Here is a 15,193-nt window from a genome sequence, read left to right as displayed (position 1 = left end):
GAACAACTGATAATGGATAAAGTCACATGATTCCAGTTGAATTTGACTACGCTGCACCTGAAACTCTGGAAGCTGCGGTAAATCTGCTAAAAGAGAACGAAGGAACAGAGATTCTTGCCGGGGGTCACAGCTTACTGAGAGAAATGAAGCTAGGTCGAGTTTCCCCCTTACTACTAGTAGATTTAGGGAAAATTCAAGGTTTGCAAGGGATTGGACTCAATCGCGATCCGAACGGTGTCGTCCAAATTGGTGTCATGACTACCTATGCCCAAACCGCTAATGCTCTCAAGGTCAAGGAAAACTATCGCGCTCTGGCTGAAGCAGCGTTGAGCATTGGAGATGCTCAGATCCGCAATTGGGGCAGAATCGGTGACATCTTTGCCTATCATGACTTAGCCTGCGATCTACCTGCCGCTGCTTTGGTTCTAGAAGCAACGTTCAACACGATTAGTCCAAGCAGTCATCGTGCGATTCCGGCTGAAGAGTTCATCAACGCCTCTTTCAATATGGGGCTGGAGCCTGGTGAAATCGTCACTTCGATCGATCTGCCACCCTATGTTACCGGAACTAATAGTGCCTACGAAAAGTTCCAGCACCCAGCCAGTGGCTATACCATTTGTGGCATTGCGACCTCGATTAGGCGATCGTCCAGCGGTATTGTGAGTAAATGCCGTGTGGCTGTTACTGGCGCTCATGCTCGTGCTATCCGTCTGCGTCAGGTCGAGGCAGCACTGGAGGGCAAAGCACCGACAACAAAAAACATTGCGGCTGCGGCTAATCTGGCGACAGAAAGCGTGTCTATCAGCCAGGAAGCTAGCAAAGAACTGAATAGCCTTTCTAACAACTACGTCTCGGCAGAGTATCGCACTCACCTCATGGGTGTGCTTACTGCTCGATCGCTCACTCGCGCTACCGAACGTGTCGAGATTCGCAGTTATATTTGATTTGCAACCGGGAAATGCGATCGCAGTCTTTTCACTATTACTTTATCATCTCTAAACCCATTTGCATCTGTAAGCAGAGAAACTAAAGTAGCTGTAGGAAAATGTCTATAAACTAGTGCCTGCAACTTATGTGCTGGGAATACATTGATATCATTATGTTTAGGAGGTAATGTTGGAAACGAAATTCAGTAGTTTTGTACCAAATCCGTTAGTTAGTATTCTTATTAATAACTATAATTACGGTCAGTTTTTAGGAGAGGCGATTGACAGCGCCCTTAACCAAACTTATTCTAACGTTGAGGTAATTGTAGTTGATGATGGTTCTACTGATAATTCTCCTAATGTAATTTCTGGATACGGCGATCGAATTATTTCAATTTTCAAAGAAAATGGCGGACAAGCTTCTGCTTTTAATGTAGGATTTCTTGCTAGCAAAGGTGAAATTATTTGCATTTTAGACTCCGATGATGCTTTTGACCGAACGAAGGTAGAAAAAATTCTAGAAATTTTTCAACTAAATTCAGATATTGGTTGGTGTTATCACCCTCTCAAGTTGCTTGATTACAGTAAAAATACGGTTATAAGAAGCGATCCTGATGGCATTTCTAGCCACAAAGTAGACTTTAGACAACAGGTACGGCAAGGAAAATTACCATATTTTGTTCCTGCAACATCAGGACTTTGTTTTCAACGATCGCTACTTCAACAACTCTTACCAATGCCAGTTGCTCAAAAGATCTCCTTAGGAGATCATTACATCAAATTTACAGCTTTAGCATTGTCGTCTGGATACTTTCTAAATGAGGACTTAGCTATTCAGAAGGTGCATGAGAATAATGCTTTTACCTTAGATTTTTTTCATGGTAATAAGAAACAAGTTGAAGCCAGAATTTTAACTTTAACTGCTTACTGGATGCGAAATAAATTTCCAGTTACGATCAATTTTGCCAATAAGATTTTTGGCATTGGTCTGGGTATATATTGGCAAACAGGTGGCATTGAGCCAGGGTATAAGTCCTCGTTCGAGGAATACTTGTCTAATACTTCCGTAATAGAAAAGATTGAAATCTACTTGCGGGCATATTATCATGCAAATCCACTCTTTCTAAGCATTCGACGTTTTCGGTTGCTCCGCGATCTGCAACGAGTCAAAATAATCGCAGATGCAGAAGAACATTCGACTGCTACCACACCCATCTAACATTGTGGGAGTTCTGAAATAAACATTTCCTACGCTAATGAAGCAATTATCTTAGATGATCGACGAGTGAAGCGATCGCTCGTTGTATCACTTCATTCAACAAACCAGAGATTTTTGACTATTTAGATTCTTTGAGTATTTTTCTCGAAAACACTAATCTTTTGGTGGATGAGCGGTGAGCCAGTGCCTACAGTACACTTCATTAATCATACCTACATTTCACCGATATGGAAGACACTTTGTTCAACCGTACTTTTCGGGACAGCCAGGGCGAGATTGTTATTGCTCAAAAGCCCAATCTGCCGATTCTGGTCTGGCTAGCAGCAACTTTACTCAATTTGATTCCCACGACTGGCAACATCCACACAGGGCTAGACGCACTCGCCTTTGGCTCCTTGTTCACTTGGGCGTGGCTGGAACTGTTCCAAGGTGTTAACTACTTCCGGCGGGCGTTAGGATTGATCGTGCTAATAGGCGCGATCGCCTCTAGACTTTCCTGGTCGTAACGGGTTCACCATGCCAAAACTGTAATACTTACATCGATCGCCTTCATGCTCGCATTCCGCCATTCATGTTGAGAATTGACTTGTTGTTTGCATTGAAGCTGTTTGCAGCACTCGGTTCTGGACTGGTAGCAGGAGTTTTCTTCGCCTTCTCGACTTTCGTAATGCTTGCTCTGGCTCGAATTCCGTCTGCACAGGGAATTGGGGTAAAAGTAGCGAAGAGCTAATTTGCCGCCACGCAACGGCTGAAAAACTTACCCAGATTAGGTTTCAGAAAAAAACTCAAGGAAGCACAGCATCAATTTGTAATCGCTCGTTCATATCCAGTCGAAAAGTGCCGTAAGGGTTAACATGTACCCAAATCAACGGTGATAACGCCCGGAAATCTTCTTTTCTCATCTGCTTCATCCAATTAGCTTCTGCCAAAACCCTTTGAATCATCAGGGTATTGATGTAAACAAGGCTGATTTGCAGCAGGTGCAAGCACAAAACCGATAATTCTTGTTCATCCAGGCGGTTGCTAGCAATTTCACTGTTTTTGCCATAAAAAATAAAACCATTAGCACTATTCCAGTTTTCCACCACATTCAGCCCTTCATTAATCTCACGCCGTAATGCTTCAGAGTTGAGGTAGTGACAGAGAAAGATGGTTTTAACCGCTCTCCCTAGCTCAGAAAGTGCTTTTTGTGTCGGATGTTGAGGAGAAGAACGGCTAAAACGTTTCAAAATCGTGTCTGCTTCCGCCGTTCCCAAACGTAAAGCAGTAGTGTATTTAATCATCTGGTCATACTGAGTTGCGATCAGTTCCCAATCAATTGCTTTAGTAAGTACAAGTTGCAAGTTAGGAAAATCTTGTTTTTGCCCAGCACTTGGTAGATATAACTTTTGGGAGCCGATGCGCTTGATCCGAGGCATCAACTCAAAGCCCAGTAAACGGCAGAAGCCAAAGGCAATTTCATTTTGACCGTGAGTGTCTACATAGTTTTTCTTTACCTTCATATCAGTGCAATGACGTAAGAGGCCTTCAATCATTGCTGCCACCTCACTGGAGGAACAAGTCTTAAGTTGAGAGTAGATGCAGGCAGATTTTTTCTCAACGTGCCAATAGATCATCACCCCCCGACCTCCGTAGCGGATGTGCCATTCTGTCATCAAATTTTGATCCCACGAGCCAAACTTTTTGGAATCACTAGCACACGCTGTTGTACCTTCTCCCCAAATTGCTACCTTACGAACATTAAAAGCAGCATTTACAACTTCTGCAATAGCATTACGCAAGTGTTCTCGGTGAATGTAGTGCTTTTTGACATAACGCAGGTCGTACTCTAAGTCACTATTAATTCCCCCACACATACGCTTGAGTCCGGTATTGCTACCCAATCCATACAAACATAACAATAGTCGTCGTTGTAGGGTTTCTCGGTCTAGGTTAGAGCGCACACCCGTATTCTTGAAATGATTAGTAAAACCAATCCGCAAGTCAGCTTCTTTCAACATATCCAGCAAACTGGTAAGGGGCCAGCGTCTTTCTATCTCACGCTTAAGTTGCAAGATATTGAGTGGTTCTGGCTGTGCTTCTAGAGGAGCAACGCTAATCCAGCCATTTTTCTTCTTTTGAATCTTGACTTTAGTATTGCTTGGCATTGCTCTATCCAGCATTGTTAAAGCCTGGGTCATTTCCTGTTGGAGTTGGCTGATAAAAGTGAGCGCGTCTAATGGTTGTCCTAAAGCCTTGTAGTAGGTTTCTCGATGTACTTCAAAGTCTTGGGGCAAGTCTTCTTCTGGGTTACAGTAGCGTTTAGCCCCAACTACCCAAATTTCCTTCGAGCGCAGCTTATCTCGTAGTGCCTGTAGCACGCATATTTCATAATTGACTCGATTTACCCGTTCCTGCCCATCCTTGTCCTCTTCTAAAATCAGGTGGCGTTGCTCCTTGGAGAGAACACCATTGATGAACAATTCCTCACCGATTGCATAGTATCGCTGATTGCTGTCTTGGTATCTTCTAAGCAATGACAAAGCAGAAATTACTGGGCGGTGCATATCGTTGTTAGAGCGAAACTCCAGTGTGGATAGCAGTTGAGGAACCATGCGCCGATAGTGATGCAGATATGATGAACGCATCACTGTGTAAACTTTTTCCTCATATGTAGGACTGTTAGATTTATATTCTTTGACTACTGCTTGTAGTGTTTTCGGGCCAACTACTGGGTAAACAACATCCTTAACAGGTTCTTCAGGACGTTCGAGTGAAGCTTGAGCAATTTCAAATAACAAGCGTGGCTTACCATCCACCCGTTTAAATTCCTCAATGAGTTGTTGATCCACCCGCCGTTCGGCATTAACATAAATGCGGTGGATAATTTGAATGAGCAACTCCACCAAACTGTCGGTAATCTCCTGGTTGCGTTGCCAACAGAAAGCGGCAACCAATGTGTAGCGAATTTTCGCCGGATGACGACGCAGTTCGCGGGGTGTCTCTGCACTTGCCCGCCGACGGTAGTGAGTAATAATTTTGGGGGGAACATGAGCAAACAGTTTGGTTGGTAGTCCCAAATCCCGGATACATTCAAGTTTGGAGACTTCTTTGAAGATACTCTTGAGACTGGTACGACTGGGGTCTGTTTTGAGGAAATTGAAGACCGACTGTTTAAATTGGCTCTGGTCATCATCTAGAGCATCTTGAGTATTGAGAAGGGCATCCATTTTGGTCAGCGTTCCTGATTCAATTTGCTTGAAGATGCCAGCACAGAATTCTTTTTCTGTAGTGACGCTCGCAGACCGAATCAGCCGTTCCACTGCTTCGGGTATTGGTGGTTCTAACTTGAACTCCCGTAAACGTTGATACACTGCTGCTTCTAATGAGGAGACTTGACGGTCGTATGCTAAAACAAATTCACACAACCAAACAATCAGTTCTTTTTTGTCTTGTGGGTTAAATTCTCGAAAACCAAAGAACTCCCGGATTTCAGCACGATGACGTTCAATAGTGCGTCCATTAAACGAGTATTCAGCATATTGTTTTGGCGAAACGGAGAGAAGTCTCGCAATGTAAGAAACAATCTGTTTGGGAACTTCCTGTTTGGTGCGGGGGAATTTTGCTTCCATCTGGAAGAATTTCAGTAGCACAGCAAAGCCTAGGCGATTTTCCTCACTTTTGTTGAACAGCAGTGCCATTTCGGATGGCAGGAGGGTAAAATTTTCTACCAGTTCTTCTGCATCCCATTGACGTTTCAATTCTTACCGCTCCTCACTCTAGCCATATGAAACAAAAGTTTATCTAATTATCGTATCAGCTAAAGTGTAAGTTATTTGGTACACTAAATTTGAACGGCGCAGTACAGGTTTGAGACCGAAAAAATTCAGAGGGTTTAATTGGTACAAAGAGTTGCCATTTATTGTCGGGTTTCTACAACTGACCAGTCCTGTACGCGGCAAGAACGGGACTTATTAGAGTATGCTGCTGTTTGTGGCTTTGAGGTGGTTGGTGTTTGGAAGGAAACAGCCTCTGGAATTAAACACAACCGCTGTGAGCGACAAAAGATTATGGCGTTAGCGCAAAGTCATAGCATTGATGCGATTTTGGTGACAGAGATGACCCGGTGGGGACGTAGCACCATTGACCTGATTGAGACGTTGCAGTCACTCCATAGTTGGCATATTTCCTTAATTGCTCAAACCGGATTGCAATTCGATCTGAATACACCACAAGGCAGGTTAATCGCCCATCTTATGGCATCTTTGGCTGAATTTGAACGAGATTTGCTGCGAGAAAGGGTGCGTTCGGGGGTAGCGGCGGCTAAAGCGCGAGGTCAAAAGTTTGGCAGGCAACCAGGACAACGTGTGAAAGCAGATAAGTTGGCACCCAAAGTTTTGCAGATGGTTAATGACGGGTATTCTTACCGCAAAATTGCCGACAAACTCAACCTCAGCAAGACAACTGTCAATGATATTGTCAAACGCCACAGACAGTCACCAAAGAAATCATCCTCGGAGAAATAAATCTGAAATCCTTATCCACTAATCGTTTCAGCCAAAGCATGGCGGCAAATTCTCTCTTCGCTACTTTTACCCCGAATTGCTGCCATGCAATCCATCAACATTACGGTCATCAATCTGTGGTTTATGACCGCATTCCTCGGAACAGGTGCAGTTTGCATATTTCTGGCTATTGCTGCGTTATTCAATTGGCATCAAACTGGTGCTGCCTACCTGCTTGTTGGTAGTCTGCTCTACCTTGTCGGCACTTTTCTAGTTACGATCGCCTTCAACGTACCGTTGAACGATGCACTAGCGCTCGTTCAACCAGACAGTTCTGAAGGTGCAAATCTATGGAATAAATACCTGAGCGATTGGACGCTTTGGAACCACATTCGGACGATCGCGGCACTGGCAGCAGCAGCATTATTTACGCTCGCGCTGTGCGATCGCACAATGTAATATCGGGCTGTGGATCGCATTAGGTTTTAGGATAAAGCTGTAACTTTTGGGTGGCGATCTCTAGCTGCACTGGAGTGTTAACCGCTAAATAAGTGTTTGTGGGAGTCCGCGCCACAATCTCACGACCGCTAGGTGTATGGAGGACGTAGCGATATTCGCGTCCGAGGAACTGGCGATCGCGAATTAAAATTTGACTGGTAGGAACGGGGGTGAGAACGATCTCTTCTTGGCGCACCATCAGATCGACGGCATCCCGCCGATCGCAATTGCCAGTTAGGGTAATAGGGATAGTGCCGATTTCTGTCTGCCACACGTCACCTTGACGCTGAGCTGGAATTAAATTGGCTTGGGTGACAAACTCAGCAACAAACCGCGATGCTGGTTGCTGATATAGGTACTCTGGCGTATCAATTTGCTCCAGATAACCATTACACATGACTGCAATCCGATCGGCGATTGATAGCGCTTCTTCGCGATCGTGCGTGACCAGTATCGCTGATACACCCGCAGCTTTGAGGATCGCGCGCAACTCGTGCCGCAACCGCAATCGCACTTGTGCATCTAAATTGCTCAGCGGTTCGTCGAGCAGAATCAGCGCTGGACGCGGAGCAATGGCACGAGCGAGAGCAACACGCTGCTGTTGTCCGCCAGAGAGTTGGTGAGGATAGCGGTTTTCCATGCCAGTCAGATTGACTAAGGCGAGTGCATCTTTCACCTGCTTGGCAGTTTTGGAGGAGCGATCTAAGCCAAACGCAATATTTTGACTCACCGTGAGATGCGGGAACAAGGCGTAGTCTTGAAACACCATCCCCACATTTCGCTGTTCTGGGGGCAACCAATGCCCGTTGCCCGATACCCGCCTCTGGGCAATGTCAATCGTGCCGTTCTGGGGCTGTTCAAATCCAGCAATTAACCGCAGGAGCGTAGTTTTGCCACAACCAGAAGGACCGAGCAACGCTAGTAAATCGCCTGCTGGCAACGACAGGGAAACCTCACAGACGGCGGGTTGAGTCCGGCGGGAAAATTGTCGAGTGACCTGATGCAGACAGAGAAGAGGAGAGGGCATGAAACCAGAAAAGCCAGTATATAAACTTAGACTTGCCTTTATAGTGTAATGGAGTCCTGCAATATATTCTCATCAGGAATTTCATCTTGCTGGACAAATTGTTTCTGATTATCTTTTTGCTTCATTGTGTCCCTATGCCTACGCTTGACTCTCGCCGTCTTTTCAAACGTTCCTGGAATGGCTGGACGTTCTTAGTTATAGCGATCGCCCTGCTGATTCTCGCTCCGATTGGAGTGGTACTCAGTAGTGTCTTGACAAACTCCGGCACGGTATGGAACCATCTCCTAGCCACAGTGCTGCCAGACTACATCAGTAGTTCTCTGTGGTTAATGCTGGGGGTTGGGCTGTGTACGGTGGTGATTGGCGTGGGGACAGCGTGGTTGGTGACAATGTGCCGATTTCCCGGACAGCGGCTATTAGAATGGGCGCTACTGCTACCATTAGCTGCTCCAGCTTACGTACTGGCGTATGTATATACAGAAATGTTGGAGTTTTACGGTCCGGTGCAGTTGGCGCTGCGAGACATGTTTGGCTGGACGAGCGTGAATGACTACTGGTTTCCCACCGTTCGATCGCTAGGTGGAGCGATCGCCATTATCAGTCTCGTGCTGTATCCCTACGTTTACTTGCTCAGCCGAGTGGCATTTTTAGAGCAGTCAGTTTGTACGCTAGAAGCAAGTCGGTTGTTGGGATGCAATCCTTGGCGCAGTTTCATGCGAGTCGCATTACCGTTAGCTCGACCAGCGATTGTCGCAGGGGTATCGCTGGTGCTGATGGAAACGCTAAATGATTTTGGAACGGTGCAATATTTTGCTGTGAATACGTTTAGCGTTGGGATTTACCGCACCTGGTTTGGCATGGGCGATCGAATTGCTGCTTCACAGCTGTCGGCGTTGTTATTGGTATTTGTGCTGCTATTAATTGGACTGGAGCGCTGGTCTCGGCAGCAAACGCGCTATCACCACACGGGACGCTATCAGCGATTGTCTGCGTTTAGGTTGCGGGGATGGCGGGCGATCGCCGCTGTCATCGTTTGTGGACTGCCGATCGTGCTGGGTTTTTTGATTCCTGCCGGACGCTTGCTGTACATGGCAACTAGCGATATTACCCACAACTTTAGCCAACGCTTTTGGGAGCTATCTCGCCATAGTTTAATCCTAGCGGCAGTAACGGCAATAGTGGCAGTCTTCGTGTCACCCATCCTAGCTTACGGTCTGCGGCTGAGCGCCAATTGGGGTATGCAGGTAGCAGTCAGAATGGCAACGGTGGGCTATGCAATTCCTGGCGCGGTGATTGCCGTGGGCGTGCTGTTTCCCATTGGGGCGATCGATAATGCGGTAGATGCTGGGATGCGATCGACTTTCGGGATTTCGACTGGCTTGTTGCTCAGCGGCACAATTATAACGCTGGTATTTGCCTATTTGGTGCGATTCTTGGCGGTGTCGTATAACACGGTTGAATCCAGCCTCAGCCGCATTAAACCCAACCTGGATGACGCGGCGCGATCGCTCGGCTGTGGCACAACTCGCACTCTGGTGCAGATTCACGCACCGTTGATGAGTGGTGGCTTACTCACGGCAGCAATTTTAGTGTTTGTCGATGTGATGAAAGAATTGCCTGCGACGCTGATCGTTCGTCCGTTTAACTTTGATACGCTGGCAGTAGAGGTCTATCGGCTGGCAGCAGATGAGCGTTTGGCAGAGGCAGCTGCACCCGCCTTGGCAATTGTTGCTGTTGGGATTATTCCTGTGATTGCTTTAAGTCGGCAGATTACCCGTACTAGACCGGAGGAAATTGACTACAGGTAGTTCTTTTGACACGAGATCGTGGTATATTCCTCTCTAATGCAAAAACTTATCATTAGCAGACTATCTGCGCTCGAAAAGGCGTTTTGTTAAACGCCAGATCGTGTCTTGACTAAATAGTGCTGAATCGATTTTCGAGTAGCACGTAGTTCCCTGGTCTTAGTTAATTAATGTGGTTAGTGAGTTATGAACTTAGGTAAGGTAAAAATCTGGGTAGGTGTGGGTGCTTACGTTCTTTCAGGCGCGGTAGCGATCGCGGCAACCGATCGTGCCGTAGAAGCAGCTGCGGAAAGGGCGATCGAAATACCCGATCGCGCTTCAGTAATGCAGATAGCCCAAGGTGGCGAAGGTGGCGAAGGTGGCGAAGGTGGCGAAGGTAGTACCCCTGCCAAGCCTTCTACAACTACCCCTAGCCAGGGTGGTGAAGGCGGTGAAGGTGGCGAAGGCGGTGAAGGTGGTAGTCCTGCCAAGCCCCCCACTACTTTTACTCCCAGACAGGGTGGTGAAGGTAGTACCCCTGCCAAGCCTCCTGCTACTACCCCTAGCCAGGGTGGTGAAGGTGGTGAAGGCGGCGAAGCAGGAACATCATTCAAAGATAAGCTCAGTGGTAAGCAACTGTTAAATGCCTTGCAGAATGGTGGATATGTCATTTACTTCCGACATGCCCAAACTGAAAAGGATTATGCCGACCAAGTGTCTGCAAAAATGGGAGATTGTTCGACTCAGCGGATGCTAAGTGAAGTTGGCTGGCAGCAGTCGCGAACCATCGGTCAAGCCTTTGAAGCGTTGAAGATTCCTGTAGGTCAAGTTTACTCTAGCGAGTATTGCCGTGCGTGGCAGACAGCAGATATTGCGTTTGGTCGCACTGAAAAGAGAGCAGCCTTAAATTTTCCACCTGCTGAAGATTACACCGAAGCCCAGAAAGCCCAGATGCGGACTGCGGTGATGCCATTCCTCACGACTACGCCTGCTGACGGAACCAATACGGTAGTTGTGGGTCACGACGACGTGTTTGATGCAGCAACAGGAATTTATCCAGAGCCTCAAGGTGTCGCATACATTGTGAAGCCAGATGGCAAGGGGAAGTTTGAGATTGTTGCTAATATGTTGCCTGAAGAATGGGCAAAAATGGCACAATAAGTCAGTTATCAGTTATCAGTTATCAGGGCAATTGGTAATTGGTAATTGGTAATTTGGTTGGTGGTTGACAATTATCAGGGAGCAGGGGTCGAGAGTTGGGAAATTTTGAATTGCTCCCCCGATCTCCCTTATCCTTTCCCTAATTCCTCACTCCTCACTCCTTCTTACAGCATTGCGATCGCCATGATTCTGTGTATTGGCAATATTCTTAACCCTACAGAGCTAGAAACGACGATCGCCAAACTGGAGATGGCTGAGTTCGTGGACGGTAAAGCTACAGCTGGCTGGCACGCCCGCCAGGTCAAACACAATACCCAACTCCCCCAGGGATCGCCAGCACTGGCGATCGTGCGAGATATCATCGATGCAGCTTTACAGCGGCACGCCTTATTCCAAATGGCGGTGCGTCCCTATATCGTTCGTCCGGTAACTATCAGTCGCTACGATATCGGCATGTCTTACGGCACTCATATTGATAATGCGCTGATGTACGATCCTTTAATGCGATCGGACGTATCAATGACAATATTTCTCAGTGACCCCACCACTTACGAAGGGGGAGAACTGATAATAGAGAGTACCCAGGGAGAGGTAGCATTTAAGTTGCCGGCGGGGTCGGCGATCGTTTATCCTTCATCAACGTTGCACCGCGTGGAAGCCGTGACTCAAGGCGTGCGCCTAGCAGCAGTAACTTGGATTCAAAGTTTGGTACGCGATCCTCAGCAGCGAGAAATTTTGTTCGATCTCGATACGGCACGTCAAACGCTGTTTGAAGCCTCCGGCAAAACGCCCGTATTCGATTTAATTTCTAAAAGCCATGCCAATCTTTTGCGCCAGTGGACGGAGTTTTGAGCTAATGCAAAAAATTTTTAAAAGTCTGTACCTATTAATGACATTATTATTATTAAATCAAAATTGCGATCGCGAGAACGTAAGCTAGAAGGATTTATGAGCAAGATGACTCGTCGCACCTTTTTGGGTGCTAGTGCTGGTGCTGCGGCAACTGTGACAATCGGGACGTGGGGGCTGGGAGTGTCAGCCCAAACAGGTGGTAATCGAGTAGTCAATCTCTATTCAGCACGTCATTACGATGCAGATAGTGAAATCTATCAAGCTTTTGCAGATGCCACGGGAATTCAGGTGAACCTAATTGAAGGCGAAGCCGATCCGCTGATCGAGCGGATTAGAAGTGAGGGAGCCAATAGTCCAGCAGATGTTTTGGTGACGGTTGATGCAGGGCGTTTGTGGCGGGCAGAACAAGCAGGGCTGTTTCAACCTGTCAAATCGGCGCTCTTGACCAAGGCTATTCCCAAAAACCTGCGTCATCCCGATGGTCTGTGGTTTGGCTTCTCGAAGCGGGCGCGGGTGATTATGTATGACAAAACTAAGGTAAAACCAGCAGAGCTGTCCACATACGAAGACTTGACAAACCCAAAATGGCGCGGTCAAATTTTAGTACGACCATCCAATAATGTTTACAACCAATCCTTAGTAGGTTCGATTTTAGCGGCTAATGGTGAGTCCAAAACGGAAGCTTGGGTACGGGGGCTAGTAGCAAACTTTGCTCGTCCAGCTCAAGGCAACGATGTCGGACAAATTCAAGCCTGCGCTGCTGGGGTGGGGAGCTTAGCAATTTGCAATACCTATTACCTAGCACGAATTGCAGCTTCCGATAAACCTGCCGATCGCGCCGTTGCTGAAAAAATTGGCGTGTTTTTCCCCAACCAAAAGGGTCGCGGCACTCACGTCAATATTAGCGGTGGTGGATTGGTCAAGACCTCTCCCAATAAAGAAAACGCAATTAAATTCCTCGAATTTCTGGCAAGTTCTCGCGCTCAGGAAATTTTTGCCAAAAGTAATCACGAATATCCAGTCGTAGCAGGTGTAGCAGTCGATCCGATTTTGGCAAGCTACGGAAAATTTAAGGAAGATTCGCTCAATGCGGCTGTGTTTGGTCGCAATGGTGCAACAGCTCTACAAATTATGGATCGAGCTGGGTGGAAATAACGCGGGTAGCTTTGTAGGGACGCACAGCTGTGCGTCCCTACAGATCGTCTGTTTTACCAATTGCAAACCGCTATCAATCAATCTGTACAAAAAGAAATCTGCTTGTCGTTAACCGAAACAAGTTTATCCAATCGAATTTCTATACCATTATTCATCCTCAGAAAATCAGCTTGGTTTGCAGCATAAACATCCACAATCAGACCTTCAATTTCAACTGATTCACCAGCTGCATTACGATATACAATCCGACATGATTGGCGCAAGGTTGCTAATGCTTCTAGCTCATCGTGAAACCCGCAATCAACAAGAATATATTTATCCACGATCCTTTGGTGTATGGCGTACGGTCTAAAAACTTGAGTGTTATATAGTTTCTAACAACATAGACAAGTATGTCACGCCGCTAGTTTGCTCGGTGTTACCAGAACTAGGACAACTACGAGTTTCTTTATCCCTCTGCAAATGCGTTAGGGATTGCTTTTCGCATGATAATGACCCGTTTACGTCGCTACTGAAATTCAAGCAGTTTTACAACCACCATCGGCATCACCAAGGTTTGGGCGATCGAACACCAATGGAAGTCGATCGAAAAGAATACATGACTTATGCTGCAACACGTATGTTAATTTGACCTGTCATGACAATTAACTACTAACCAACGGATTTCAACATTTCTGGTAATCTCAGAATATAAGTAAAGCAGCAGGGTCAGTGTAGTATTGGTATGAACTTTGACCAAGCACTTGAAATAACCAACAAAGTTGTGTTTGCCCAGTGGGGTAGGCATCTGAGTGACGTGGAAACTGCTATTCTCATAGGTGCTTGGCAAAGTCAGACCTACGAGCAGACGGCTGAGGCTGCGGGTTATTCTGTCAGTTACTTGACACGCGATGTCGGTCCCAAATTCTGGAAGCTCTTGAGCAAAGCTTTAGGAGAAAATGTCAGTAAAACTAACTTTCGCGCTGCCTTAGAGCGTCAGTGGCGCGAGTCGATGCATGAATCTCAGGGACAAAAAGGAAGAGAGGTGCAAAGTGCATCTATTAGCCCCAAGCCTGACTTTTTGGAATTTCCTGACGGACCAGTACCGCTTGATTCTCTGTTTTACATTGAGCGTCCGCCGATTGAAGAACTTGCCTATACCCAAATTAGCAAACCTGGAAGCTTACTGCGACTTAAAGCTCCCAGGCAGATGGGAAAAACATCCTTGATGCATAGAATTTTGGCTCATGCTAAACAGCAGGGGTTCCACACCGTGCTGTTAAGCTTGCAACGGGCAGACAATAGCATTTTCACGTCCTTAGATAAATTCTTACGCTGGTTGTGTGCGAATGTTAGTCGTCAGTTGAATTTAGAGCCGAGGCTGGATGACTATTGGGATGAGGATATTGGCAGTAAAGTTAGCTGCTCGATATATTTCCAAGAATTTTTACTGGCAGAGATTGACTCTCCAATGGTTTTGGCTTTGGATGAAGTCAATCGAATTTTCGAGTATCATGAAATCTCTAGCGATTTCCTGCCACTGCTGCGCTCCTGGTATGAAGATGCCTCGGAATTAGAAATCTGGAAAAAACTCCGACTGGTGGTAGTTCATGCTACGGAAGCTTATATTCCTTTAGATATCAATCAATCTCCTTTTAACGTGGGATTGCCAATTAAATTACCAGAATTTAGTTTGGCGCAAGCGCAGGAGTTGGCAGTACGTCATCGTCTGGATTGGAGTAAGAGCGAGGAGGGGGTGAAAAATCTAGCTCTCTTGCTAGCAATGGTGGGGGGACATCCCTATCTGATCCGCATTGCGCTCTATCATTTGGCACGCCAGGAGGTGAGTCTAAACCAACTCCTACAAACTGCTCCTACAGTTTCTGGAGTCTATAGCGATCGCTTACGGGGTTACCTGGCTAATCTCCAAGAGCATCCCGAACTAGCGACAGCATTCAAGCGAGTCGTAACATCCAATGAACCCGTGCAATTAGAAGCGATCGCTGCCTATAAATTAGAAAGTATGGGGCTAGTCAAGCTGGAGGGAAATTTGGCAACGCCAAGCTGTGAGTTGTATCGATTGTATTTCCGCGAGCAATTAGGCTAAG

Annotated in this window: 13 protein-coding genes and 1 pseudogene; 11 read left to right on the top strand and 3 right to left on the bottom strand. The window is 46.5% G+C overall.

The annotated features are described in order from the left end of the window. Positions 1-26: 26 nt before the first annotated feature. The 4 genes and pseudogenes from CHRO_RS16090 to CHRO_RS32380 all read left to right on the top strand — a co-directional run. The gene (locus tag CHRO_RS16090; RefSeq protein ID WP_015155290.1) at positions 27-944 is read left to right on the top strand and encodes an FAD binding domain-containing protein; all 918 of its coding nucleotides are present in this window, start codon (positions 27-29) and stop codon (positions 942-944) included. Between the two features lie 169 nt (positions 945-1,113). Then, positions 1,114-2,145 carry a glycosyltransferase family 2 protein gene (locus CHRO_RS16085; protein WP_015155289.1) on the top strand — a complete coding sequence of 344 codons (1,032 nt, stop codon included), beginning with the start codon at positions 1,114-1,116 and terminating at the stop codon, positions 2,143-2,145. Positions 2,146-2,372: 227 nt separating this feature from the next. Beyond that, positions 2,373-2,651 carry a hypothetical protein gene (locus CHRO_RS16080; protein ID WP_015155288.1) on the top strand — a complete coding sequence of 93 codons (279 nt, stop codon included), beginning with the start codon at positions 2,373-2,375 and terminating at the stop codon, positions 2,649-2,651. A gap of 65 nt (positions 2,652-2,716) precedes the next feature. Continuing rightward, positions 2,717-2,851: pseudogene (locus tag CHRO_RS32380) on the top strand (anthrone oxygenase family protein); the annotation flags it as partial. Between the two features lie 79 nt (positions 2,852-2,930). Here CHRO_RS32380 and CHRO_RS16075 read toward each other — a convergent pair. Further along, positions 2,931-5,885: a Tn3 family transposase gene (locus tag CHRO_RS16075; protein ID WP_015155287.1), complete on the bottom strand. Its 2,955-nt coding sequence runs from the start codon at positions 5,883-5,885 to the stop codon at positions 2,931-2,933. A gap of 138 nt (positions 5,886-6,023) precedes the next feature. Here CHRO_RS16075 and CHRO_RS16070 point away from each other — a divergent pair, with 138 nt between their 5' ends. Together CHRO_RS16070 and CHRO_RS16065 are read left to right on the top strand one after the other, a co-directional pair. Then, complete coding sequence (locus CHRO_RS16070) at positions 6,024-6,650, top strand: recombinase family protein (RefSeq protein ID WP_015155286.1); 627 nt, start codon at positions 6,024-6,026, stop codon at positions 6,648-6,650. An 84-nt stretch (positions 6,651-6,734) separates the two neighbouring features. Then, complete coding sequence (locus CHRO_RS16065; RefSeq protein ID WP_084739159.1) at positions 6,735-7,088, top strand: anthrone oxygenase family protein; 354 nt, start codon at positions 6,735-6,737, stop codon at positions 7,086-7,088. 19 nt (positions 7,089-7,107) lie between these two features. Here CHRO_RS16065 and CHRO_RS16060 read toward each other — a convergent pair whose 3' ends face one another. Next, positions 7,108-8,154 (bottom strand): ABC transporter ATP-binding protein, encoded by a 1,047-nt coding sequence (locus CHRO_RS16060; protein ID WP_015155285.1) that lies wholly within the window; start codon positions 8,152-8,154, stop codon positions 7,108-7,110. A 134-nt stretch (positions 8,155-8,288) separates the two neighbouring features. On the opposite strand from CHRO_RS16060, the gene CHRO_RS16055 reads away from it, so the two are divergent. From CHRO_RS16055 to CHRO_RS16040, 4 genes are all read left to right on the top strand, one after another. Continuing rightward, entirely contained in the window at positions 8,289-9,962 is a 1,674-nt protein-coding gene (locus CHRO_RS16055) for an ABC transporter permease (RefSeq protein WP_015155284.1), read from the top strand. A gap of 183 nt (positions 9,963-10,145) precedes the next feature. Beyond that, positions 10,146-11,099 (top strand): histidine phosphatase family protein, encoded by a 954-nt coding sequence (locus CHRO_RS16050; protein WP_015155283.1) that lies wholly within the window; start codon positions 10,146-10,148, stop codon positions 11,097-11,099. A 183-nt stretch (positions 11,100-11,282) separates the two neighbouring features. Continuing rightward, the gene (locus CHRO_RS16045) at positions 11,283-11,951 is read left to right on the top strand and encodes a Fe2+-dependent dioxygenase (protein WP_041463198.1); all 669 of its coding nucleotides are present in this window, start codon (positions 11,283-11,285) and stop codon (positions 11,949-11,951) included. A gap of 96 nt (positions 11,952-12,047) precedes the next feature. Continuing rightward, positions 12,048-13,106: a Fe(3+) ABC transporter substrate-binding protein gene (locus CHRO_RS16040; RefSeq protein ID WP_051033242.1), complete on the top strand. Its 1,059-nt coding sequence runs from the start codon at positions 12,048-12,050 to the stop codon at positions 13,104-13,106. A gap of 77 nt (positions 13,107-13,183) precedes the next feature. On the opposite strand, the gene CHRO_RS16035 is transcribed toward CHRO_RS16040, so the two are convergent. Then, on the bottom strand, positions 13,184-13,429 hold the full coding sequence (locus CHRO_RS16035; RefSeq protein WP_015155280.1) for a hypothetical protein: 246 nt from the start codon (positions 13,427-13,429) through the stop codon (positions 13,184-13,186). Between the two features lie 401 nt (positions 13,430-13,830). Between CHRO_RS16035 and CHRO_RS16030 the strand changes: the two genes are divergently transcribed. After that, on the top strand, positions 13,831-15,192 hold the full coding sequence (locus CHRO_RS16030) for an AAA-like domain-containing protein (RefSeq protein WP_015155279.1): 1,362 nt from the start codon (positions 13,831-13,833) through the stop codon (positions 15,190-15,192). Position 15,193 lies beyond the last annotated feature (1 nt).

The sequence above is a fragment of the Chroococcidiopsis thermalis PCC 7203 genome (assembly GCF_000317125.1).
GTDB classification, from domain to species: domain Bacteria; phylum Cyanobacteriota; class Cyanobacteriia; order Cyanobacteriales; family Chroococcidiopsidaceae; genus Chroococcidiopsis; species Chroococcidiopsis thermalis.
Note: the sequence above shows the minus strand (reverse complement) of the source record. Positions and strands in the feature narration are given on the sequence as shown.

What these genes read in the sequence shown, in the direction of transcription:
- CHRO_RS16045 (WP_041463198.1), top strand. Translation starts at nt 11,283, where the DNA reads ATGATTCTGTGTATTGGCAATATTCTTAACCCTACAGAGCTAGAAACG.
- CHRO_RS16080 (WP_015155288.1), top strand. Translation starts at nt 2,373, where the DNA reads ATGGAAGACACTTTGTTCAACCGTACTTTTCGGGACAGCCAGGGCGAG.
- CHRO_RS16050 (WP_015155283.1), top strand. Translation starts at nt 10,146, where the DNA reads ATGAACTTAGGTAAGGTAAAAATCTGGGTAGGTGTGGGTGCTTACGTT.
- CHRO_RS16065 (WP_084739159.1), top strand. Translation starts at nt 6,735, where the DNA reads ATGCAATCCATCAACATTACGGTCATCAATCTGTGGTTTATGACCGCA.
- CHRO_RS16085 (WP_015155289.1), top strand. Translation starts at nt 1,114, where the DNA reads ATGTTGGAAACGAAATTCAGTAGTTTTGTACCAAATCCGTTAGTTAGT.
- CHRO_RS16030 (WP_015155279.1), top strand. Translation starts at nt 13,831, where the DNA reads ATGAACTTTGACCAAGCACTTGAAATAACCAACAAAGTTGTGTTTGCC.
- CHRO_RS16060 (WP_015155285.1), bottom strand. Translation starts at nt 8,154, where the DNA reads ATGCCCTCTCCTCTTCTCTGTCTGCATCAGGTCACTCGACAATTTTCC.
- CHRO_RS16040 (WP_051033242.1), top strand. Translation starts at nt 12,048, where the DNA reads ATGAGCAAGATGACTCGTCGCACCTTTTTGGGTGCTAGTGCTGGTGCT.
- CHRO_RS16055 (WP_015155284.1), top strand. Translation starts at nt 8,289, where the DNA reads ATGCCTACGCTTGACTCTCGCCGTCTTTTCAAACGTTCCTGGAATGGC.
- CHRO_RS16090 (WP_015155290.1), top strand. Translation starts at nt 27, where the DNA reads ATGATTCCAGTTGAATTTGACTACGCTGCACCTGAAACTCTGGAAGCT.